The 19419-nt window shown below is 57.7% G+C and carries 16 protein-coding genes; 11 read left to right on the top strand and 5 right to left on the bottom strand.

Going from position 1 to position 19419, the window contains the following annotated elements; all coding sequences use genetic code 11:
• Nucleotides 1-27 precede the first annotated feature (27 nt).
• The 3 genes from preA to hydA form a co-directional block, all read right to left on the bottom strand.
• Nucleotides 28-1302, bottom strand: coding sequence for an NAD-dependent dihydropyrimidine dehydrogenase subunit PreA (preA, locus tag AB7M25_RS17445; protein WP_454237718.1), 1275 nt, complete (start codon nt 1300-1302; stop codon nt 28-30).
• A complete protein-coding gene (locus AB7M25_RS17440; RefSeq protein WP_454237717.1) occupies nt 1303-2670 on the bottom strand; it encodes an NAD(P)-dependent oxidoreductase in 1368 nt (455 codons plus the stop codon).
• 170 nt (nt 2671-2840) lie between these two features.
• Nucleotides 2841-4280, bottom strand: a complete 1440-nt coding sequence (hydA, locus tag AB7M25_RS17435; RefSeq protein ID WP_454237716.1) for a dihydropyrimidinase — start codon at nt 4278-4280, stop codon at nt 2841-2843.
• Between the two features lie 543 nt (nt 4281-4823).
• Between hydA and AB7M25_RS17430 the strand changes: the two genes are divergently transcribed.
• The 11 genes from AB7M25_RS17430 to AB7M25_RS17380 all read left to right on the top strand — a co-directional run bounded on the left by AB7M25_RS17430 (nt 4824) and on the right by AB7M25_RS17380 (nt 17314).
• Nucleotides 4824-6308, top strand: coding sequence for an NCS1 family nucleobase:cation symporter-1 (locus AB7M25_RS17430; protein ID WP_429561216.1), 1485 nt, complete (start codon nt 4824-4826; stop codon nt 6306-6308).
• A gap of 128 nt (nt 6309-6436) precedes the next feature.
• On the top strand, nt 6437-7720 hold the full coding sequence (locus AB7M25_RS17425) for a Zn-dependent hydrolase (protein WP_429386126.1): 1284 nt from the start codon (nt 6437-6439) through the stop codon (nt 7718-7720).
• A gap of 94 nt (nt 7721-7814) precedes the next feature.
• A complete protein-coding gene (locus AB7M25_RS17420; RefSeq protein ID WP_454237715.1) occupies nt 7815-8249 on the top strand; it encodes a carboxymuconolactone decarboxylase family protein in 435 nt (144 codons plus the stop codon).
• Nucleotides 8250-8252: 3 nt separating this feature from the next.
• Entirely contained in the window at nt 8253-9146 is an 894-nt protein-coding gene (gene sigJ / locus AB7M25_RS17415; protein ID WP_454237714.1) for an RNA polymerase sigma factor SigJ, read from the top strand.
• A gap of 196 nt (nt 9147-9342) precedes the next feature.
• A complete protein-coding gene (locus AB7M25_RS17410) occupies nt 9343-10839 on the top strand; it encodes a PAS domain S-box protein (protein ID WP_429386135.1) in 1497 nt (498 codons plus the stop codon).
• A 179-nt stretch (nt 10840-11018) separates the two neighbouring features.
• Complete coding sequence (locus AB7M25_RS17405) at nt 11019-11270, top strand: DUF1652 domain-containing protein (protein ID WP_429386137.1); 252 nt, start codon at nt 11019-11021, stop codon at nt 11268-11270.
• 671 nt (nt 11271-11941) lie between these two features.
• A complete protein-coding gene (locus AB7M25_RS17400) occupies nt 11942-12949 on the top strand; it encodes an Ig-like domain-containing protein (RefSeq protein WP_429518841.1) in 1008 nt (335 codons plus the stop codon).
• 229 nt (nt 12950-13178) lie between these two features.
• Nucleotides 13179-14186, top strand: coding sequence for an Ig-like domain-containing protein (locus AB7M25_RS17395; protein ID WP_429518839.1), 1008 nt, complete (start codon nt 13179-13181; stop codon nt 14184-14186).
• A gap of 228 nt (nt 14187-14414) precedes the next feature.
• A complete protein-coding gene (locus AB7M25_RS17390; protein WP_454237713.1) occupies nt 14415-14888 on the top strand; it encodes a hypothetical protein in 474 nt (157 codons plus the stop codon).
• Nucleotides 14876-15523 carry a hypothetical protein gene (locus AB7M25_RS17385; RefSeq protein ID WP_429518837.1) on the top strand — a complete coding sequence of 216 codons (648 nt, stop codon included), beginning with the start codon at nt 14876-14878 and terminating at the stop codon, nt 15521-15523. The genes AB7M25_RS17390 and AB7M25_RS17385 overlap by 13 nt, the downstream gene beginning before the upstream one ends.
• A gap of 108 nt (nt 15524-15631) precedes the next feature.
• Nucleotides 15632-17314 carry a hypothetical protein gene (locus tag AB7M25_RS17380; protein ID WP_429561213.1) on the top strand — a complete coding sequence of 561 codons (1683 nt, stop codon included), beginning with the start codon at nt 15632-15634 and terminating at the stop codon, nt 17312-17314.
• 152 nt (nt 17315-17466) lie between these two features.
• Here AB7M25_RS17380 and AB7M25_RS17375 read toward each other — a convergent pair whose 3' ends face one another.
• On the bottom strand, nt 17467-18234 hold the full coding sequence (locus AB7M25_RS17375; protein WP_007976320.1) for an SDR family oxidoreductase: 768 nt from the start codon (nt 18232-18234) through the stop codon (nt 17467-17469).
• 117 nt (nt 18235-18351) lie between these two features.
• The gene (locus AB7M25_RS17370) at nt 18352-19419 is read right to left on the bottom strand and encodes a phosphotransferase family protein (RefSeq protein WP_007976318.1); all 1068 of its coding nucleotides are present in this window, start codon (nt 19417-19419) and stop codon (nt 18352-18354) included.

The raw sequence follows: 19419 nt of genomic DNA, 5'->3' as shown, positions 1-19419 counted from the left end.
ATGGCATCAGTTCAGACACCCCTGAAGTCAGATACTGACGTGATACGGATTCCTCGGATCATGATTCCAGTCCAGGAACGGCTTGCCAGTCTCCACCGGCACCATCTCGATACAGTCCTGCACCGGACAGGTGATCTGGCACAGATTGCAGCCCACGCACTCCTCATCGATCACCTGGTACTTGTGCGTCCCATCCGCTTGCTTGAGGCTGGCCACGGCCTGGTGTGAGGTGTCCTCACAGGCAATGTGGCAACGACCACAGCCGATGCACGCTTCCTGATCGATTTTCGCGATCACCTGGTAGTTGATGTCCAGGTACTTCCAGTCCGTGGTGTTGCCCACCGCGCGCCCCGAAAATTCCGCGATGCTGGCGTAGCCCTGACTGTCCATCCAGCGTGACAAACCGTCCTTCATGTCTTCGACAATCCGGAAGCCATGCAGCATCGCCGCCGTGCACACCTGCACCGCGCCGCTGCCCAGCGCAATGAATTCCGCGGCGTCGCGCCAGTTGCCGATGCCGCCGATGCCGCTGATCGGCAGGCCTTGGGTCTGTGGGTCACGGGCGATTTCGGCGACCATGTTCAAGGCAATCGGCTTGACGGCCGAGCCACAGTAACCGCCGTGGGTGCTCTGGCTGCCGACCATGGGGTTGGCGACCATGCGTTCGAGGTTGACGCTGGTGATCGAGTTGATGGTGTTGATCAGCGACACCGCATCGGCGCCGCCACGGTGGGCCGCACGGGCGGCGACGCGGATGTCGGTGATGTTCGGCGTGAGCTTGACGATCACCGGCAGCGAGCAATAGGTTTTGCACCAGCGGGTGACCTGTTCCACGTATTCCGGCACCTGGCCGACCGCAGCGCCCATGCCGCGTTCCGGCATGCCGTGGGGGCAACCGAAGTTGAGCTCGATGCCGTCGGCGCCAGTGGCTTGCACCAGCGGAAGAATGTGTTTCCAGGACTCTTCGACGCAGGGCACCATCAAGGACACGATCAGTGCGCGGTCCGGCCAGTCCTTTTTGACCTGGGTGATTTCCCGCAGGTTGATCTCCAGCGAGCGGTCGGTGATCAGCTCGATGTTGTTAAAGCCAAGCACCTCCCTGTTCGCGCCGAAGTGCGCCGAGTAGCGCGACGACACGTTTACCGCCGCGGGATCTTCCCCCAGGGTTTTCCAGACCACGCCGCCCCAGCCGGCCTCGAAGGCGCGGACCACGTTATAGGCTTTGTCGGTGGGTGGCGCGGAGGCCAGCCAGAACGGATTGGGTGCCTTGATGCCGGCGAAGACAATCGACAGATCGGCCATTTACGCAGCCTCCACGTTGAGCATCAGTTGAGCGTTGATCGCCTCGGCGGCGCGCTTGCCATGCTGCACCGCTTGCACGGTGAGGTCTTGATCGAGGCTGGTGCAGTCGCCACCGGCATACACGCCGGGGATGCTGGTGCGCAGTTGTTCATCGACGGCAATGCGCTCGCCCTGGCGCTTGAGTTCACGCGCCAGCGGATCGGCGAGGGCGTCGTTGTCGAAGGCCTGGCCGATGGCCTTGAAAATCGCGTCGGCGGCCAGTTCGAAGGTTTCACCGGTGGTTTGCAGGCGCCCTTCGACCAGATGAGTGCGGGCGAAACGCATGCCGCGCACCCGGCCGTGGTCATCGTGCAGCACTTCTTCAGGTTGTGCCCAGGTCATCAGCCGCACCTGATTGGCCTTGGCAATCTCCTGTTCGTGATGGGTGGCGCCCATGTCTTCGACGCCGCGCCGGTACACCAGATTCACGTCACGGGCGCCGAGACGGGCCATTTGCACGGCCATGTCGATGGCAGTGTTGCCCGCGCCGAGGACGATGCAATGCTCGGCCAGGGGCAACTGGCTCAGGTCATCGGCCTGGCGCAGTTCGCGGATGTAGTCGGTGGCGGCGAGCAGACCGGGCGCGTCTTCGTGGGCCATGCCCAGTTGTTTGCTGGCGTTGAGCCCGAGGCCGAGGAACACCGCATCGAACTGTTGATGCAGTTCGCTGAGGGTCAGGTTGTCCCCGAGTTTTTGCCCGTGGCGGATTTCGATTCCGCCGATTTCCAGCAGGAACTCAAGCTCCCGTTGCGCGTAGTCATCCACCAGTTTGTATTTGGCAATCCCGTATTCATTGAGGCCGCCAGCCTTTTCCCGGGCCTCGAAGATCACCACGTCATGCCCGTGCATGGCGCTGCGGTGGGCGCAGGACAATCCGGCCGGACCGGCGCCCACCACGGCGATGCGTTTGCCGGTGGCGGCAGCACGCGGGAACGGGTGAGTGCTGAAATGGGCGTTGTCCACGGCGTAGCGCTGCAACAGGCCGATCATGACCGGCGCACATTCGTGGGCGTTGTTGCGCACGCAGGCTTGCTGGCAAAGGATTTCCGTCGGGCACACCCGGGCGCAACTGCCGCCGAGGATGTTGGCCGAGAGGATCTTCTGCGCGGCGCCTTGCACGTTGTCCTGCTGGATATTGCGGATGAACGAGGGAATGTCGATTTCGCTCGGACAGGCATTCACGCAGGGCGCGTCGTAGCAATACAGGCAGCGCGAGGCTTCGAGCTGAGCCTGGCGCTCGTTGAGCGGTGGCGCCAGATCGGTGAAATGGCCGGCGAGGGCGGCCGCATTCTCAACGGGATGCGGAAGGTGGTCCAGGGTCTTGATCACGGTTTTGGCCTCACGGTTATTTGAGGTGCTGCCTCTGATGGGCATTGTTTTTTTGTTGGCTGTGATGACGCCATCGCTGGCAAGCCAGCTCCTACAAGGGGAATGCATTTCAACCTGTGGGAGCGGCGGTGCGACGATTCGACTTGCCCGCGATAGGCCGCAGGCCGCTTTCAGCGTTTCACAGCGACCGGCTGATTCAACTCGGCCCGCTTGCTCAGCAAGTCAAACACCGCCGGGTACGCCGGTCGTTCGATGTAGCGCCCGGCGCCACGCTCGGCCCGCAGGTCGCCGTCGGCCCAGACCACGCGGCCCTGGCTGATGGTGTGGCTGGGCACGCCGCGCACGGTCTTGCCTTCGAAGATGTTGAAGTCCACCTGCTGATGGTGGGTCTTGGCGGAAATGGTCCGCGTGCCTTGCGGGTCCCACAGCACCAGGTCGGCATCGGCCCCCACACGAATCGCGCCTTTGCGTGGGTAGAGGTTGAAGATCTTCGCGGTGTTGGTGGACGTCAGCGCGACGAATTGCTGCATCGAGAAGCGTCCGCTGTTCACCCCTTCATCCCACAACACCGCCATGCGGTCTTCGATGCCGGCGGTGCCGTTGGGGATCTTGCTGAAGTCGTCGCGGCCGGCGGCTTTTTGCTCGGCGCAGAAGCAGCAGTGGTCGGTGGCGGTGGTGTGCAGGTTGCCCGATTGCAGGCCATGCCAGAGCGCCTCTTGATGACCGCGAGGGCGGAACGGCGGGCTCATCACGTAACCGGCGGCGGTTTGCCAGTCCGGATGGCGGTAGACACTGTCGTCCAGCAGCAGGTGCCCGGCCAGCACTTCGCCGTACACCGGCTGGCCCTTGCCGCGGGCGTAGGTGATTTCGTCGAGGGCTTCCTTGGTCGAGACGTGCACCAGGTACAGCGGCGTACCCAGGGTTTCGGCGATGCGGATCGCCCGGCTCGCGGCCTCGCCTTCAACCTGTGACGGCCGCGACAGCGGATGCGCTTCCGGCCCGGTGATGCCCTGGGCCATCAGCTTGCGTTGCAGGTGATAGACCAGTTCGCCGTTTTCCGCATGCACGGTCGGCACGGCGCCCAGTTCCAGGCAGCGTTCGAAGCTCGCCACCAGGGTGTCATCGGCGGCCATGATCGCGTTCTTGTAGGCCATGAAGTGCTTGAAGCTGTTGACGCCGTGCTGGCTGACCAGTTCGGCCATTTCCTCGCGGACCTGGTCGCTCCACCAGGTAATGGCGACGTGAAAACCGTAGTCCGACGCCGACTTCTCGGCCCAGCCGCGCCATTGATGGAAGGCTTCGAGCAGGGATTGCTGCGGATTGGGAATCACGAAGTCGATGATCGAGGTGGTGCCGCCGGCCAGTCCCGCCGCCGTGCCACTGTAGAAGTCTTCGCTGGCCACGGTGCCCATGAAGGGCAGTTGCATGTGGGTGTGCGGGTCGATGCCGCCGGGCATCAGGTACTGGCCGCTGCCGTCGAGCACTTCGGCGCCTGCAGGGATATCGAGGTTTTCGCCGATGGCCTTGATCACGCCGTCTGCGCAATACACATCGGCGCGATAACTTTCATCATGGGTAATAACGGTGGCGCCACGGATCAACAGAGACATTCCGAGTTCCTCGCAGGCAATGACCGGCTTATGCCGGTTCTAGATGTTCTATACAAAAACAGCCAGGACGGATCGATTCCTGTCAACGCTGTCAGGATTAAACGCTAGCTGCAGTTATTCGAATCGGCAAGAATATTTTTTATAAGCTTATCTAGTTATTAACTGATTGATATTTAACGACTAAATACAAGAATCACCAAAATGGTGAGCGACCTCACCATTTTGACGCACTTGACAGGATCGAAAAATAGTCAAGATTTCTTATGTGAAATCAGCTGTTTGAGTATGGTCTATGGTTGATGCGCAGCCATTGAAAAAAAGATCAACGCACCAGTTTGAGTCCTGACTGTCCGGACAACTTGCCTGGCATTCGGCCTGAGTGGCCTGACAACTAGTCGAGTCAGCGAATAAAACTGATAAACAACAGTGGGTTGCAATGTGTTTATGGAACTGCCCGATGCGTAATCGGGGTACCCGGCACGTTTATTGATGCCGCCAGCCCCCGATGAGCAAAAAAATAATTCAAAGAACAGTGGAGCGGCCATGCAACAGATCAGATCGCAAGTGACCGAGCGCGACGGCTTGTTTGAGCTGGAAGCCGGCAGCGATGTCCTCGACAGTCCCCGTTACAACCACGACATTGCACCGACCAAGGTGCGCGAACGCACCTGGAACAAATGGCACATCACCGCGCTGTGGGTGGGCATGGCGATCTGTGTGCCGACCTACACCCTCGGTGGCGTGCTGACCGCGTACTTCGGCCTGACCGTCGGTGAAGCGCTGCTGGCGATTCTGTTTGCCAACATCATCGTGCTGATTCCCCTGACCCTGAACGCCTTTCCCGGCACCAAGTACGGCATTCCCTTTCCGGTGTTGCTGCGCTCGTCCTTCGGCGTACTCGGTTCCAATATTCCGTGCCTGATCCGCGCCCTGGTGGCGTGCGGCTGGTTCGGCATCCAGACCATGTTCGGCGGGCTGGCGATTCACCTGTTCCTCGGCTCGGTGTTCGAGGGCTGGAAATCCCTGGGCGGTACCGGCGAGGTCATCGGCTTCATGGTGTTCTGGGCGCTGAACCTGTGGGTGGTGATACGCGGCGCCGAGTCGATCAAATGGCTGGAAACCCTGTCTGCACCGCTGTTGGTACTGGTGGGCGTAGGGCTGCTGGTCTGGGCCATGCCGAACGTGTCGATGACCGAGTTGCTGGCGATTCCGGCCAAACGTCCCGAAGGCGCCGGGGTGGCCAGTTACTTCGCCGCCGGGCTGACCGCGATGGTCGGCTTCTGGGCCACGCTGTCACTGAACATTCCGGACTTCAGCCGCTACGCGAAAAGCCAGAAGGATCAGATCGTCGGGCAGATCATCGGCCTGCCGCTGACCATGTTCCTGTTTGCTTCCCTGGGTGTGGTGATGACCGCGGCCTCGGTGAAGCTGGTGGGCGTGACGGTTTCCGATCCTGTGACCCTGATCGGCCATATCCAGAGCCCGGTGTGGGTCGCACTGGCCATGGCGCTGATCATTATCGCCACGCTGTCGACCAATACCGCAGCGAACATCGTGTCGCCCACCAATGACTTCCAGAACATCGCCCCCAAGGTGATCAACCGCACCAACGCCGTGCTGCTGACCGGCTTCGTCGGCTTGGCGTTGATGGCCCATGAGCTGCTGAAAAAGCTTGGCCTGATTGTCTCTGATCTCAGCCTGGAAACCGTTTATTCCAACTGGTTGCTCGGCTATTCCAGCCTGCTCGGGCCGATCGCCGGGATCATGGTAGTGGACTATTTTCTGATCAAGAAACAGCAGCTGGACCTTGCCGGCCTGTACCGCGATGACGTGTATCCGGCGTGGAACTGGAGCGGTTTCATGGCCTTCGGCGTGCCGGTGGTGTTGACGTTGCTGTCGCTTGGCAGCGATGTCTTCAGCTGGTTTTACAGCTACGGCTGGTTCACCGGTTCGATCCTGGGTGGGGTGATTTATTACGGGTTGAGTGTGATGTGGCCCAGCCCGTCTGTCGCGAAATCTGCGGTGTGAACATGGGCCCCATCGCTGGCAAGCCAGCTCCTACAGGGTTCTCGGGTGTTCCCAAAACTTGTAGGAGCCGGCTTGCCGGCGATGGCGGCCACTGAAGAAACAAAAAAGAACAGCCAGAGGAGATCATCATGAACGCGGTCGTCGACGTTCTGCAGTCCAGCCATCAACACATCAACCGCGACCGCCTGTGGCAGTCGCTCATGGAACTGGCCAAACTCGGCGCCACGGTCAAGGGCGGCGTGTGTCGTCTGGCCCTGACCGATCTCGATCGCCAGGCTCGCGACATCTTCGTCAAATGGTGTGTCGATGCCGGCTGCACCGTCAGCATCGACGCGGTCGGCAACATCTTCGCCCGTCGCCCCGGACGCAATCCTGACCTGCCACCGGTGATGACCGGCAGCCACATCGACACCCAGCCCACCGGCGGCAAGTTCGATGGCTGCTTCGGTGTATTGGCGGGCGTCGAGGTGCTGCGCACCCTCAATGACCTGAACATCGAAACCGAAGCACCGCTGGAGGTGGTGGTGTGGACCAACGAAGAAGGCTCGCGCTTTGCCCCGTGCATGATGGGTTCCGGTGTGTTCGCGGAAAAATTCACCCTCGAAGAAACCCTGGCCAAGGTCGATGCCGATGGCGTGACCGTAGGTGAGGCGCTGAATGCCATTGGCTATGCCGGCCCGCGTAAAGTCAGCGGCCACAAAGTCGGGGCCTATTTCGAAGCCCATATCGAGCAAGGCCCGATCCTGGAAGACGAACGCAAGACCATTGGCGTGGTCATGGGCGCTCTCGGGCAGAAATGGTTCGACCTGAAACTGCGTGGCGTCGAAGCCCACGCCGGCCCGACCCCGATGCACCTGCGCAAGGACGCCCTGGTCGGTGCCGCGGTGATCGTCGGTGCGCTCAACCGCGCCGCCCTCAGCCATCAACCCCATGCCTGTGGCACCGTCGGTTGCCTGCAAGCCTATCCCGGCTCGCGCAACGTCATTCCCGGCGAAGTGCGAATGACCCTGGACTTCCGCCACCTGGAACCGGAGCGTCTGGACTCGATGATCGCGGAAGTGCGCGAAGTCATCGAAACCACCTGCGACGAACATGGCCTGACCTACGAACTCACCCCGACCGCGGACTTTCCGCCGTTGTACTTCGACAAGGGCTGCGTCGAGGCTGTGCGCGGTGCCGCCCAAGGTTTGGGCCTGTCGCACATGGACATCGTCAGCGGAGCAGGGCACGACGCGATCTTCCTCGCTGAGCTCGGTCCGGCCGGGATGATCTTCGTGCCGTGCGAGGGCGGTATCAGCCACAACGAAATCGAAAACGCTGAACCGGAAGATCTGGCGGCTGGGTGTGCGGTGTTGTTGCGGGCGATGCTGGCGGCTTCGGTGGCGGTGGCCAAAGGCGAATTGGCTGCCTGAAAACTGTGACGTGCGCTGAATTATTCAGCGCACGTCACAAAGCAAAATGCTCAATCGTCATCCTGTTGAATCCCTCAATCAGTGGAGCAACGCGATGTCGTCCAACACCCAACCGGTCAATCTGCTGCAATTGATCCCGCAGGTTTTCGAAAGCCTGACCCAGGTTCATGTCGCTCTCGACAATCATGATCTCAATCCCACCCTCAAGCATTTGATCCACCTGCGCGCCTCGCAGATCAACCAATGCGGTTTCTGCGTGAAGATGCACACCCGCGAGGCCCGTGAGGCGAACGAGACCAACGAGCGTCTGGATCGCCTGATCGTCTGGCGTCATGTCAGTGATTTCAGCCCTTCGGAGCGCGCCGCGCTGGCGTGGACCGAAGCCTTGACAGTTCTGGATGAAAAAACCGATTACGCCAGTTTGCGCGGTGCGCTCAGAGCGCATTTCAGCGACGAACAGATCGGCGCCTTGACGGCCGAGATCGGCATGATCAACCTGTGGAACCGTTTACAGGTGTCGAGGCACTGATTGATGAGCTCCGCTGAAAACGCCGCCACTGCGTTCGAGCAGCGCCGGCCCTTTTTGCTCGGTCTGGCCTACCGCATCCTCGGCTCGCGCGCCGAAGCCGAGGATGCGGTGCAGGAACTGTTCATCAAATGGCTGGAGGCCGATCGGGCCTCCATCGCCACGCCGGCCGCCTGGCTGACCACGGCCTGCACCCGGCACTGCATCGATGTGCTGCGCTCGGCCCACACCTCCCGGGTCGACTACATCGGCACCTGGTTGCCGGAGCCGATTCACACCACCCATCAGGACTCACCCGAACACCGGCTCGAACTGGCCTCGTCATTGTCCACGGCGTTCATGTTGCTGCTCGAGCGCCTGTCACCCAAGGAGCGCGCCGCGTACCTGCTCCATGAAATCTTCGACATGGATTACCCGCAGGTCGCTGATGCGGTCGGCGTACAGGAAGCCGCTTGCCGCAAACTGGTGTCCCGGGCCAAGGCGAGTCTTGGCAGCGGACACGCCCGTTACCAGCCGCCACCCATGCGTCAAAACCAATTGCTGAGCGCGTTTCACAGCGCTATCGCCAGCGGTTCGACCGTCTCCCTGAGCGCCATGCTGACCGAGGACGTTGAACTCTGCGCCGACAGCGGCGGCAAGGCCCCGGCCATCCGCGAAACCCTGGCGGGTATCGCTCGCGTACTGGATTTCATTGGTCAGTCGCTGCACACCTATTGGCAGGCGTGCCAATGGCTGCCCATTGAGATCAACGGTGCCCAAGGTGTGCTCATCAAGGCCGACGGCGTCATCACCGCGTCGATGACCTTTGGCTTTGATGAAGCGGGGCGGGTGAGCCGGATCTTCATCATGCGAAACCCGGAGAAGTTGGCGCGGCTGGAAGCGTCGTTGGACGTGCACTAGTCAAGCGACCACGAGTTCAGGAAAGTATCGAGATCCGTGTGGGAGCGGGCTTGCTCGCGAAGGCGGTGTATCAGGCGAAATTGGTGTTGGCTGCAACACCGCCTTCGCGAGCAAGCCCGCTCCCACAGGTTCTTCGCACGATCAGACACTCCTGCGGTCGTAGTCTTCACAGGGGAAGAATACTAGTGGAGACGTTATGAGTCAGGACGTCCTGAGCACGGAAACCAATCGCCGCCAATTGCAGCAGATCATCGCCGGTCTGTCCGACGGGGTGATTCTGCTCGATCCCGACCAGAGCATTCTGTGGGCCAATGAGGCAGCGCTGGCCATGCACGGTGTTGCGCAAGTCAGCGACCTGGGTGCCAACGCCGGGGCCTATGCCAAACGCTTCGCCTTGCGCTATCGCAACAATCACGGGGTGGCAATCGACAGCTACCCGATCAACCGGGTCGCGCGGGGCGAGACGTTCAGCGATGTGCTGGTGGAAGTGACGCCGGCGGCGGACGAAGCGCGTACCTGGGTCCATCGCGTGCGCAGCCTGGTATTGGCCGACAGCCGTGGCGAGCCGGAATCACTGGTGTTGATCATGGACGATGTCACCGAGTGGGCCAGCGCCGAGCAGCGTTTTGAAAAAACCTTCACGGCCAATCCGGCACCGGCGGTGATTTGTCGGCTCAGTGATTTGCGCTACATCAAGGTCAACCCGGGGTTCCTCGAAATGACCGGTTACTCCCGTGACCAGGTGATCGGCACTTCCACTTATGAGCTGGACGTGTTGGACCAGGCTGAGCACAAGGAACTGGCCAGGCAGCGACTATGCGAAGGGGCGACCATTCCCCAAATGCAGGCCGAGTTGCGCCTGGCCGACGGGGGCAGCAAGCAAGTGATCGTGGCCGGCCAGCCGCTGGAGCTCAACGACGAAGCCTGCATGCTGTTTTCCTTTGTCGACATGGAGCCCCGGCACAAGGCTGAAATCGCCCTGCGCCAAAGCGAAGAGCGTTTCGCCAAGGCCTTTCGCCTGTCGCCGGTGCCGATACTGGTATGCGGCGCGGCGGATCAGCTGGTGCTGGATGTCAACGAAGCGTTCCTGCATACCCTGGGGTATTCCGGTGAAGAGGTGCGGGGGATCGGCATAACGCAGATCGACTTCTTCGAAGACCGGCACGCACGCATCCAGCTGTTCGCCGCCCTGGAGAAAACCGGCAGCCTGGACCGCATCGATGTGCGTGTGCGTAGAAAAGACGCCGGGCTGATCGATTGCACGGTGTCGGCGGACACCGTGAACATTCAGGACACACCCTGTTATCTGCTGGTGTTGATGGACATCACCGAGCGCAAGCGCACCGAGCTGGAGCTGGTGGCGGCCATCGAGGAAGTGATGAAGGACGCCTCCTGGTTCAGCCGCACGCTGATCGAAAAACTGGCCAACGTAAAAAGCGTGAATTCACCGAAGTTGCCCAGCGCGGCCCTCACCGAGCTGACCGGCCGTGAGCGCGATGTGCTGGGCCTGATCTGCGAAGGCCTGGCCGACAAGGAAATCGCCGCGCGCCTGAAGCTGGCGCCGAACACGGTGCGCAACCATGTGGCTGCGGTGTATTCCAAGCTCGCCATACACAGCCGCAGCGAGGCGATTGTCTGGGCGCGGGAGCGAGGACTGTTCTCCAGCGAGTGGCGGCCCAAGGGGCAGCGCTAAGGTGCAATTGCACTAAGGCACAGGGTGCAAATTCATGTGTCGACCCGCTGTGGCGGCTTTTAGGCTGGGGATGTAGCAGGCGACTTGAAGTCACCTGCGCGCCCCCTGCGTAAACCGTCTACAGGAATAGCCCCCATGAGCCCGTTACACCTTGCATCAAGCCGCCAGGGCCCGTCGCAATGATTACGCTGGCGCAGTTGAGGCTGCTGATTGAACGCAGTTTTTCACCCTTGGCCTGTGAATGCAGTATCACCGGCGAACACTGGCTGACCGTGAAGCTCTATCACCCGGTGTCGGGCCAGGTGGACCTGGTGGTCAGTGGCCTGAACATGAGTACGCTGCAAACAGCAGAGTCGGTCGCCTCGCTGATCGAAGAATTGCGCTATGAACTGCAGTGCAACTCCCTGCAGCGTCCTGACCCGGTGATGTAAGAACTGCCAGCTTTTACTGGCATTGGCCACTGGCTGGGCTATAAGTGATTCGCAGATATTTATTTTTGTGACAGGTGTATGGATTTTGCGCGCCGGTTTTGTTGTCACAAAAATGTGTCTATCACTTATCGCGGGTCAACCTATGAAAACTCTTGGGAAACGCGTTATCTCACCCTTGTCGCTGGCAATGTGCGTAGCGATTCTCGGCGGCTGTTCCAGTCCGCCACCCCCTCCAGCGGTCACGCCGCCCCCTCCTGTACGCACCTGCCAGGCCATGGATAAAACCGATGTGCTGGGCGATGTGCGTGCTGAAAACGGCGAGGTGACCCGAGTCACCACCACGACTCGCTGCGTTACGCAATAAACCCGGGCGCTGCCTTCGTTGAAGCCCCCGTGTCGAGTGCACCGTACTGATCGCCGACCTTGCCGGTACGGCGGTATTCGCCATTGAAGGCGCGATCAGCGCGATGCGCAGTCTCTACTTGCCTGGAGTGATCCGGGGCTTGCAGACCGTCGTCAGCTAAAAATCTTCAATAACTTGTAAGCCATCAGCGGTTTTTATCGCAATTTGTTCTACTTGATCTGTCATTTATGACAGTTCCCAGTGTGTCGATTTTTCCTGATAGTTGAAGGACTGTTTCTAGGTCCATCGCTGAATAGGAAACGTCGTCATGACCGCCAAACTGAAAGCCGCAACCGTTATACCAAGCTCGTGGGATCAAGCCACGTTGTTGATCAACGGCAACAAAGTGGAAAGGGGAGCGAAAGTCGTTTTGCGACGTGGGCAGGATAACATTGTGACGGTAGAGGCCTCTCTCGCGATCGCCAAAAAGCTCAACCTGGGGTTGGTGCATGGTGGCGATTTGATTGTCGATGCAATGCCGAAAGTTGGCGATTGGGTGTCTCCCGACGCAGGCACGTTCAAATGGACGATTACGCCGGGACTGCTCAAGAGCGGCCGTATCACCCTGGTGTTTTTCAGTCGGGAAGTGAATGTGCCGTGGGTCCATCAAAGTGTGGTGGTTTCGAGCAATCTCGCCGCAGAAGCCACGGTTTATTTCGACGGTACTGAAATTCCGGAAAACGGTGTGAATCTTTTCGGCGGCGAAACAAAAAAAATCACGTTGGTTGACAAGAACGGGAATCTTCTGGACGGTATTCCCCTGGCTCTCGATTGGGTTCCTGGCCAAGGGCTTGAATATAAGGATCTTGTTAGTGAACCACCTCTTCGAGAGTTTTCCACGGGGCACGAGTGGGCTATCACCGGTGCTGAGAAGGAGGGAACATTCAGGCTGAAAATTTTCAATGAAGGAGAACAGACGGCACTGCAGACGCCGACTAATCGATTGGTGTCTGCTTACAGGCTAAGGTACCTGGCGCTGATGGGGGGAGAGTATGTAGAGATTCCTCAACCTCCGATTGAGGTGGGTGTAGTCATAGGTATCTACTTCATGATTGTTCGGGTAAGAAAGTCTGATAATTCTCCGGTAGAGGGTGCCACTGTGACATTCAATGTCCCGGGCTTCTCCCCTCAATCGAAAACTACCAATGCTGATGGAATCGCGTCTTCGCCATTTTCTTTGTTGATACCGGGTAAACGAGAATGTTCTGCGGTAATGACAAGCGATGGCCGGGAGTATGTGACGAGGTTACTTTTGGATGTTCTACCGCCGAATTAAAAACGGATCAAACATTAATCGTCTCGCCATTTTTATCATTGGAATGAAGAAAGGCAGTCAATCGACTGCCTTTCTTCATTCCGTACATGACGTTGAAACGCAAATCTAGAGCTTTTATCGAATTTTGCTCAAGATAATCTATCACTTATGACGGTTTTCAACTTGTCGATTCATCCTGATAGTTAACGGACTGTTTTTAATGTCTATTACTGAGAAGGAACGTCTCGTCATGATCACCGAACTAAAAGCTGCAGCCGCTGCATCTAGCCCCTGGAAACAAGCCACGTTGTCGATCAACGGCAAGAAAGTGCAATGGGGAGCGAAACTCGTCTTGCTCCTTGGGCAGGAGAATGTTGTGACCGTGGAAGCCCCACCCGCGATCGCCAGGGCGCTGAACCTGGGGTTGGTGAATGGTGGCGATTTGAATATCGTTGCATCGCCTAAAGTTGGCGATTGGGTGCCTCCCATCCTTGGCAAGTTCGAATGGAAGATTACGTCGGACGCAAGCAAGAGCGGCCGTGTCACCCTGGTGTTTTTCAGTAGGGAAGTGGAGGTGCCTTGGGTGCATCAAAGTGCGGTGATTTCGAGCGATCTGGCGGAGGAGGTCACGGTTTTGCTCAATGGCAATGCGATGCCGTCCCGCGGGGCAAACTTCATTGCCGGGCAGCCCAACCGACTGACGCTGGATTACAAGAATGGAGATCTGCTGGCGGGTGCACCGTTGGCGATTGACGTGGAGCCTCTATCAGGGGTTGTACCCAATGACTTCACTTGTGTGCCAGAGCTTCAGGAACTATCCACGAAGCATGAATGGACGTTAACCGGCAAACAGCTGCAATCCGGAATCTTCAAGTTGAAGTTGTATAGCGAAGGTGAAGGGGCGTCACTTTCAACGCCGGCGAATCGGTTGAGTCGAGAGGTTTTCCGATTTCTTGATCTGCTCAATTTCGACTTGCCATTACCTCCTGGACAAGTCGTGTTGCCGCGTAACCTTTGGCTTGTTTTCAGGGTGAGGCTCATGAATTCAGATGGCTCTCCTGCAGTGGGTGTGGATGTGACGTTTACAGCCCCTGAACACGAGCCATCCCAGTATAAAACTGACGCCAACGGGATAGCCCTTTCGACCGGCTTGCGCTTCAGTACTCCTGGCGTGCGTTTAATCAAAGCGGTAGCAGCGCTTCCTGTGGGGGCAACACCGCTCGACCTGCTGGTGAGGATTACAGGAGGCGAGAGCTAAGCAACAGAAAGGCTGCCCTATCGGCTCCACGGGCTGCCTTTTCATTCCACATTCAACGAAACCCGAGTCATTGATGTTGTTTTAATCAAAGTTGATATCAAAGACTTGCTGTTTATCGCCGAACGATCTTTCGCTCTGTCATTTCTGACAGTAGGCGCCAGCCGACATTTTTCAGATAGTGAAAACACATGGTTTTTCACGCTGTGCCAATGATCGGGAGATGTCGCTATGGCGGGTAATCGTAATTCTGGGGTGATGGCTATTGAACCGCTGCTTATCTGCCATGGTGCTGAACATGACTTGAAGCTCGCGGCAGTCGAGGACAGTCCCTGGATCAACCAGGGCGCCAGCGTCAATCCGATTCCCGGAGAAACATCACCCATCAGTAGCGAACCTGAAATCGGTCAATATCAGCCACTTCTGGCGGACGGGGCCGAGTGGAAGCTCATATGCCCGGCTGAAGGTACCGACATCGATTTCAATCTTCAGGTGCAGAGTGAATTTACCGCCGTGCCTTACCCACTTTCTTTCAAACTGGGGGATTACCGGCGAAAAATTCTGAATGAGCGGGATCCTATCAGTGCGCCGGTGGTGGGCGATGAAGTAACAGCTGAGATTCAGGTCGGTTCGTTTTATACCGATAAGGAACTGGAAGGTGTGGATTCGACTGGTACTTCGACGGGACAATCGTGTGTACTGTAAAAACAACAGGTTTGGGGTGGAGCAAGTTCGACCATGCAGTTACCGAAGTGGGGGAGCATACGATTACGGCCAAGGTCTACAGCCCGTATGACGACACCACGTCGGAGCATAACTTTACGCTCAACGTCTATCTGGAAAGCCCTTGGGAGCAGGCCACACTGCTGATCAACGGTGAGCTTGTTGCCTGGAATTCACCGGGCGTCTTTTTGTTTCGTGGACAGCCCATTGATGTGAAAGTCGAAGCGCCATTCCTGAGGGGGAAGGAAGTCGCTCTTGTTTTGATCAATCCGGACGATTTGGATATTGAAGCCTCTCCGGAATTTGAAGCGTGGGTGCCGACATCCGATGCCAAGGCAAGCTGGACACTTGCGGCGAATGGTACAAAAAGTGGTCGTATCAAGCTGAAGTTGCTGAGTAACGATGTCCAGGCTTGGGAAATCCCTTGTGCTGTGTTGTCAGCCAATTTGGCGGAAGAGGCTGACGTCGAGATTGAATGTGCTCCTGTTCCCAACGACGGCAATTGGTTTATCCGGGATAAGCCGCAAACCGTTACGCTCAAACTAAAACCAGGCAGTCCACTCACGGGGCTGCCTGTAACCTTGAGTCTGGAAGTCATAAACGGTCTTGATCGTTAAAACGTGAGGAGTGAACCGGATTTTGGCTGTGAGGACACAAGTTATAGCTGGGCAGTGACGGGGAATACCAAAAGCGGCGAATTCCAGCTATCGCTGAAAGGTACGGGCATGACTGCGGCGATTACTGTGGCGGTCAGCAAGTTGATATCGAACGATCTGGCCGAAGAAGTAACGGTCAAGATCGGAGGGCAAGACGTTCCTTCCGGTGGTAACGTGTTCTTCAGGGGGCAGTCCAAGGACGTTGTGGTGACCCCCAAGCCTGGCAGCCTAATCGCTGGTTACCCGATAGCACTGGCATGCACGGTCAACGAGCCTCTTCAACTGACGGATTTGAGCAGTAGACCGTCATTCAATGATTCTAATCCAACCTATGAATGGGATGTCACTGGGGCGAACAACAGCGGCTTCTTTCAATTGCAGATAGTTGCCAAGGATATGACCCCGATTAACGTAACAGCCAGTAAGTTGCTGTCGACAGACCTGAACGATGAAGGAGAGGTCTGGATTGGAAGGGAAAACGTTTCTTCTGGCGGTAGCGTGTTCTTCAGGGGGCAGCCTAGGGACGTGGAGTTGAAGCCCAGACCCGGCCGCCCGATCGAGGGGCACCTGATATCGCTGACACGCAAGGTCAACAATCCTCTTGAACACAATGACTTGAGCAGTTCACCGCGATTCGATCCGTTTGAACCAACCCTTAAGTGGAGTGTTACCGGAGCGAACAGAAGCGGCCTCTTTCAATTGGAGCTGACTGCTGAGGGTATGGCTACGCCGATTACCGTAACTGGTAACAAGTTGTTGTCGACCAGACTGGCCGATGAGGTAGACGTCAAGATTGGAGAGAAAGAAGTTACTTTCGGTGGTGGCGTGTTCTTCAAGGGGCGGGCCAAGGTCGTTAAGTTGCTCCCTATACTCGGGAGCCCGATCGAAGGTCACCCAATAGCGCTGACGCGCACTACCGAGATCCCTCTTTCTATGGGCGATTTGAGTAGTATTCCACTATTCAGTCGTTTTTTACCGACCTTAGAATGGGAGGTCACCGGGGCAAATAAAAGCGGCATCTTTCATTTGCACGTGACGGGTGAGGGTATGGCCACACGGATTAACATAACTCCCAACAAATTGCTATCCACCAACCTGACCGATGAAGCTATACCATTGTTCAACGGGAGAGCTATTCCTGCCGACGAAGTATTTGGTGGGGGAGTGACTAAAGTGTTGACTCTTGACTATAAGAGCAGTTTTTTGCCTGGTGTCCCTTTACGCTTGAATTGGGTACCGAAACCCGGCCTTGTAATAAATGATGTGTCTTCCACGCCTCCACGTAATTCTGATACGACAACTCACAGTTGGGACATCGTTTGTGCGAAGAATAAGACGGGTATATTTGATCTGGAACTGGTTGCCGGTGATAACAACGAGGCCAAACTTCTAATTCCGGGTAACAGACTATTTCCTAAGGCTGTCATTTTCAGGTTCTTAAATACCGACGGTGAGTATCATCCCCTGCCTCCAGAGACAATTGTCGCGAATAGAGGTTGGGCGTACTTTGTGGGTGTGCGACTTCTTACGATGGACGGTTTACCGTTGCCGGATAAAAGGGTAACGTTTCGAATTCCTGAGCATCCACTGTCTGAAGGTAGAACTAGTGAAGCTGGATATGCTAGGTCGCCGCTTGGGGTGTTGTTTAGGAATCTAGGAATCTTTGAGGTTTATGCAGAATTCAACATTGAAGGGAGGGTAGAGTCTGTGAGTATGCTGGTGGAAGTTAAAAATATATCGCTCTCGGAGTGAAATATCACAGTCCTGTTAGTCCCCATCCGCCACAGGTGCTGCGGTTATTGCCAATGTTTCGCGATGCGCAATAGGGGGGAAGCACTGTCTTCCCCCCTATGCGTTTTCAGGGATTGATCAGTCAGTTGCCTTGTTCCGTTCAAATCCCCCCATCAAGACAAAAACCCACCATCCACATTCAACGAAACCCCAGTCGTATAACTGGAAGCATCACTCGCCAAATACAGCACCGCCCCCGCCATCTCACTCGGATCCGCCACGCGCTTCAACGGAATCTGCTGCAACGCCGTGTTCAAGATCGCCTCATTCTTCACCAGTGCCGAAGCAAACTTGGTATCGGTCAACCCCGGCAGCAGGGCATTGCAACGAATCCCGAACTGCGCGCATTCCTTGGCGAACACTTTGGTCATGTTGATCACCGCCGCCTTGGTCACCGAGTAGATGCCCTGGAAGATGCCCGGTGAAACGCCGTTGATCGAGGCGACGTTGATGATGCTGCCGCCACCGTTTTCGCGCATCAGCTTGCCGGCTTCGACCGACATGAAGAAGTAGCCGCGGATGTTCACGTCGACGGTTTTCTGGAAGGCGCTGAGGTCGGTGTCCAGGACGTTGCAGAACTGCGGGTTGGTCGCGGCGTTGTTGACCAGGATGTCGAGGCGGCCGAACTGTTCCTTGATGCCGGCGAAGACCTGGCTGATCTGTTCCATTTCGCCGATGTGGCAGGCGATGGCGGTGGCCTTGCCGCCGGCGGCGATGATCGCGTCGGCGACGTGCTGGCAGCCTTCAAGCTTGCGGCTGGAGACGATCACGTGGGCGCCTTGCTGGGCCAGCAGTTTGGCGATGGCTTCACCGATGCCACGGCTGGCGCCGGAGACGAAAGCGATCTTGCCGTCGAGGTCGAACAACTGAGTCTTGGACATGGGATTCCCTTATGAAAAGTCTTGTTATCGAGTCAAATGCCGTGTGCGGCCAATGCTGTTCAGTCGAGGCCAGTCAGTGCGCGTTATCGTTCACGATCATCGCGAGCAGGCTCGTTCCTACAGGCTGGATTTCTGGATCACCTGCAGGCTCATCTGCTCCAGCAGCTTGTTCATGTGAATGAATTGCGCGAAGCGTTTGTCCTGGGTCTGGCCGTGGTAGAAGCGGTAGTAGATCTGCTGCACGATGCCGGCCAGGCGGAACAGGCCATAGGTGTAGTAGAAGTCGAAATTGTCGATCTGGATGCCCGAGCGTTGGGCGTAGTAATCGACGAACTCGCGGCGGGTCAACATGCCCGGCGCGTGGCTTGGCTGACGACGCATCATCTGCACCGGTGCCGGATCATCGGCTTCAATCCAGTAGGCGAGGGTGTTGCCCAGGTCCATCAGCGGATCGCCGAGGGTGGTCAGCTCCCAGTCGAGCACGCCGATGATCTGCATCGGGTTGGCCGGGTCGAGGATCACGTTGTCGAAGCGGTAGTCGTTGTGCACGATGCTGGAGGTCGGATGGTCGGCCGGCATCTTGTCGTTGAGCCAGGCTTTCACCTTTTCCCATTGTGGCGCATCGGGGGTCAGGGCCTTCTCGTAGCGATCGCTCCAGCCTTTGATCTGGCGCGCCACGTAGCCTTCGGGCTTGCCGAGGTCACCGAGGCCATAGGCGTTGTAGTCGACCTGGTGCAGTTCGACGAACTTGTCGATGAAGCTCTTGCACAGGGCTTCGGTTTTCGCCGAATCCAGCCCCAGCTCCGGCGGCAGGTCGGAACGCAGGATGATGCCGTTGACCCGTTCCATCACGTAGAACTCGGCACCGATCACCGATTCGTCGGTGCAGTGCACGTAGGCTTTCGGGCAGTACGGAAATCCGTCGCGCAGTTGATTGAGGATGCGGAATTCACGGCCCATGTCGTGAGCCGACTTGGCCTTGTGGCCGAAGGGCGGGCGACGCAGGACGAACTCCTGTTCGGGGTATTCCAGCAAGTAGGTGAGGTTTGAAGCGCCGCCCGGGAACTGGCTGATCTTCGGCAAACCGCTGAGCCCCGGTATATGGGCCTTGAGGTATGGATCGATCAGGCTGGCATCGAGCTCTTCGCCGGTGCGGATACGGGTGGACTGGTCAGTAAGCGCCAT

The organism is Pseudomonas sp. AP3_22 TE3818 (assembly GCF_053628995.1).
Note: the sequence above shows the minus strand (reverse complement) of the source record. Positions and strands in the feature narration are given on the sequence as shown.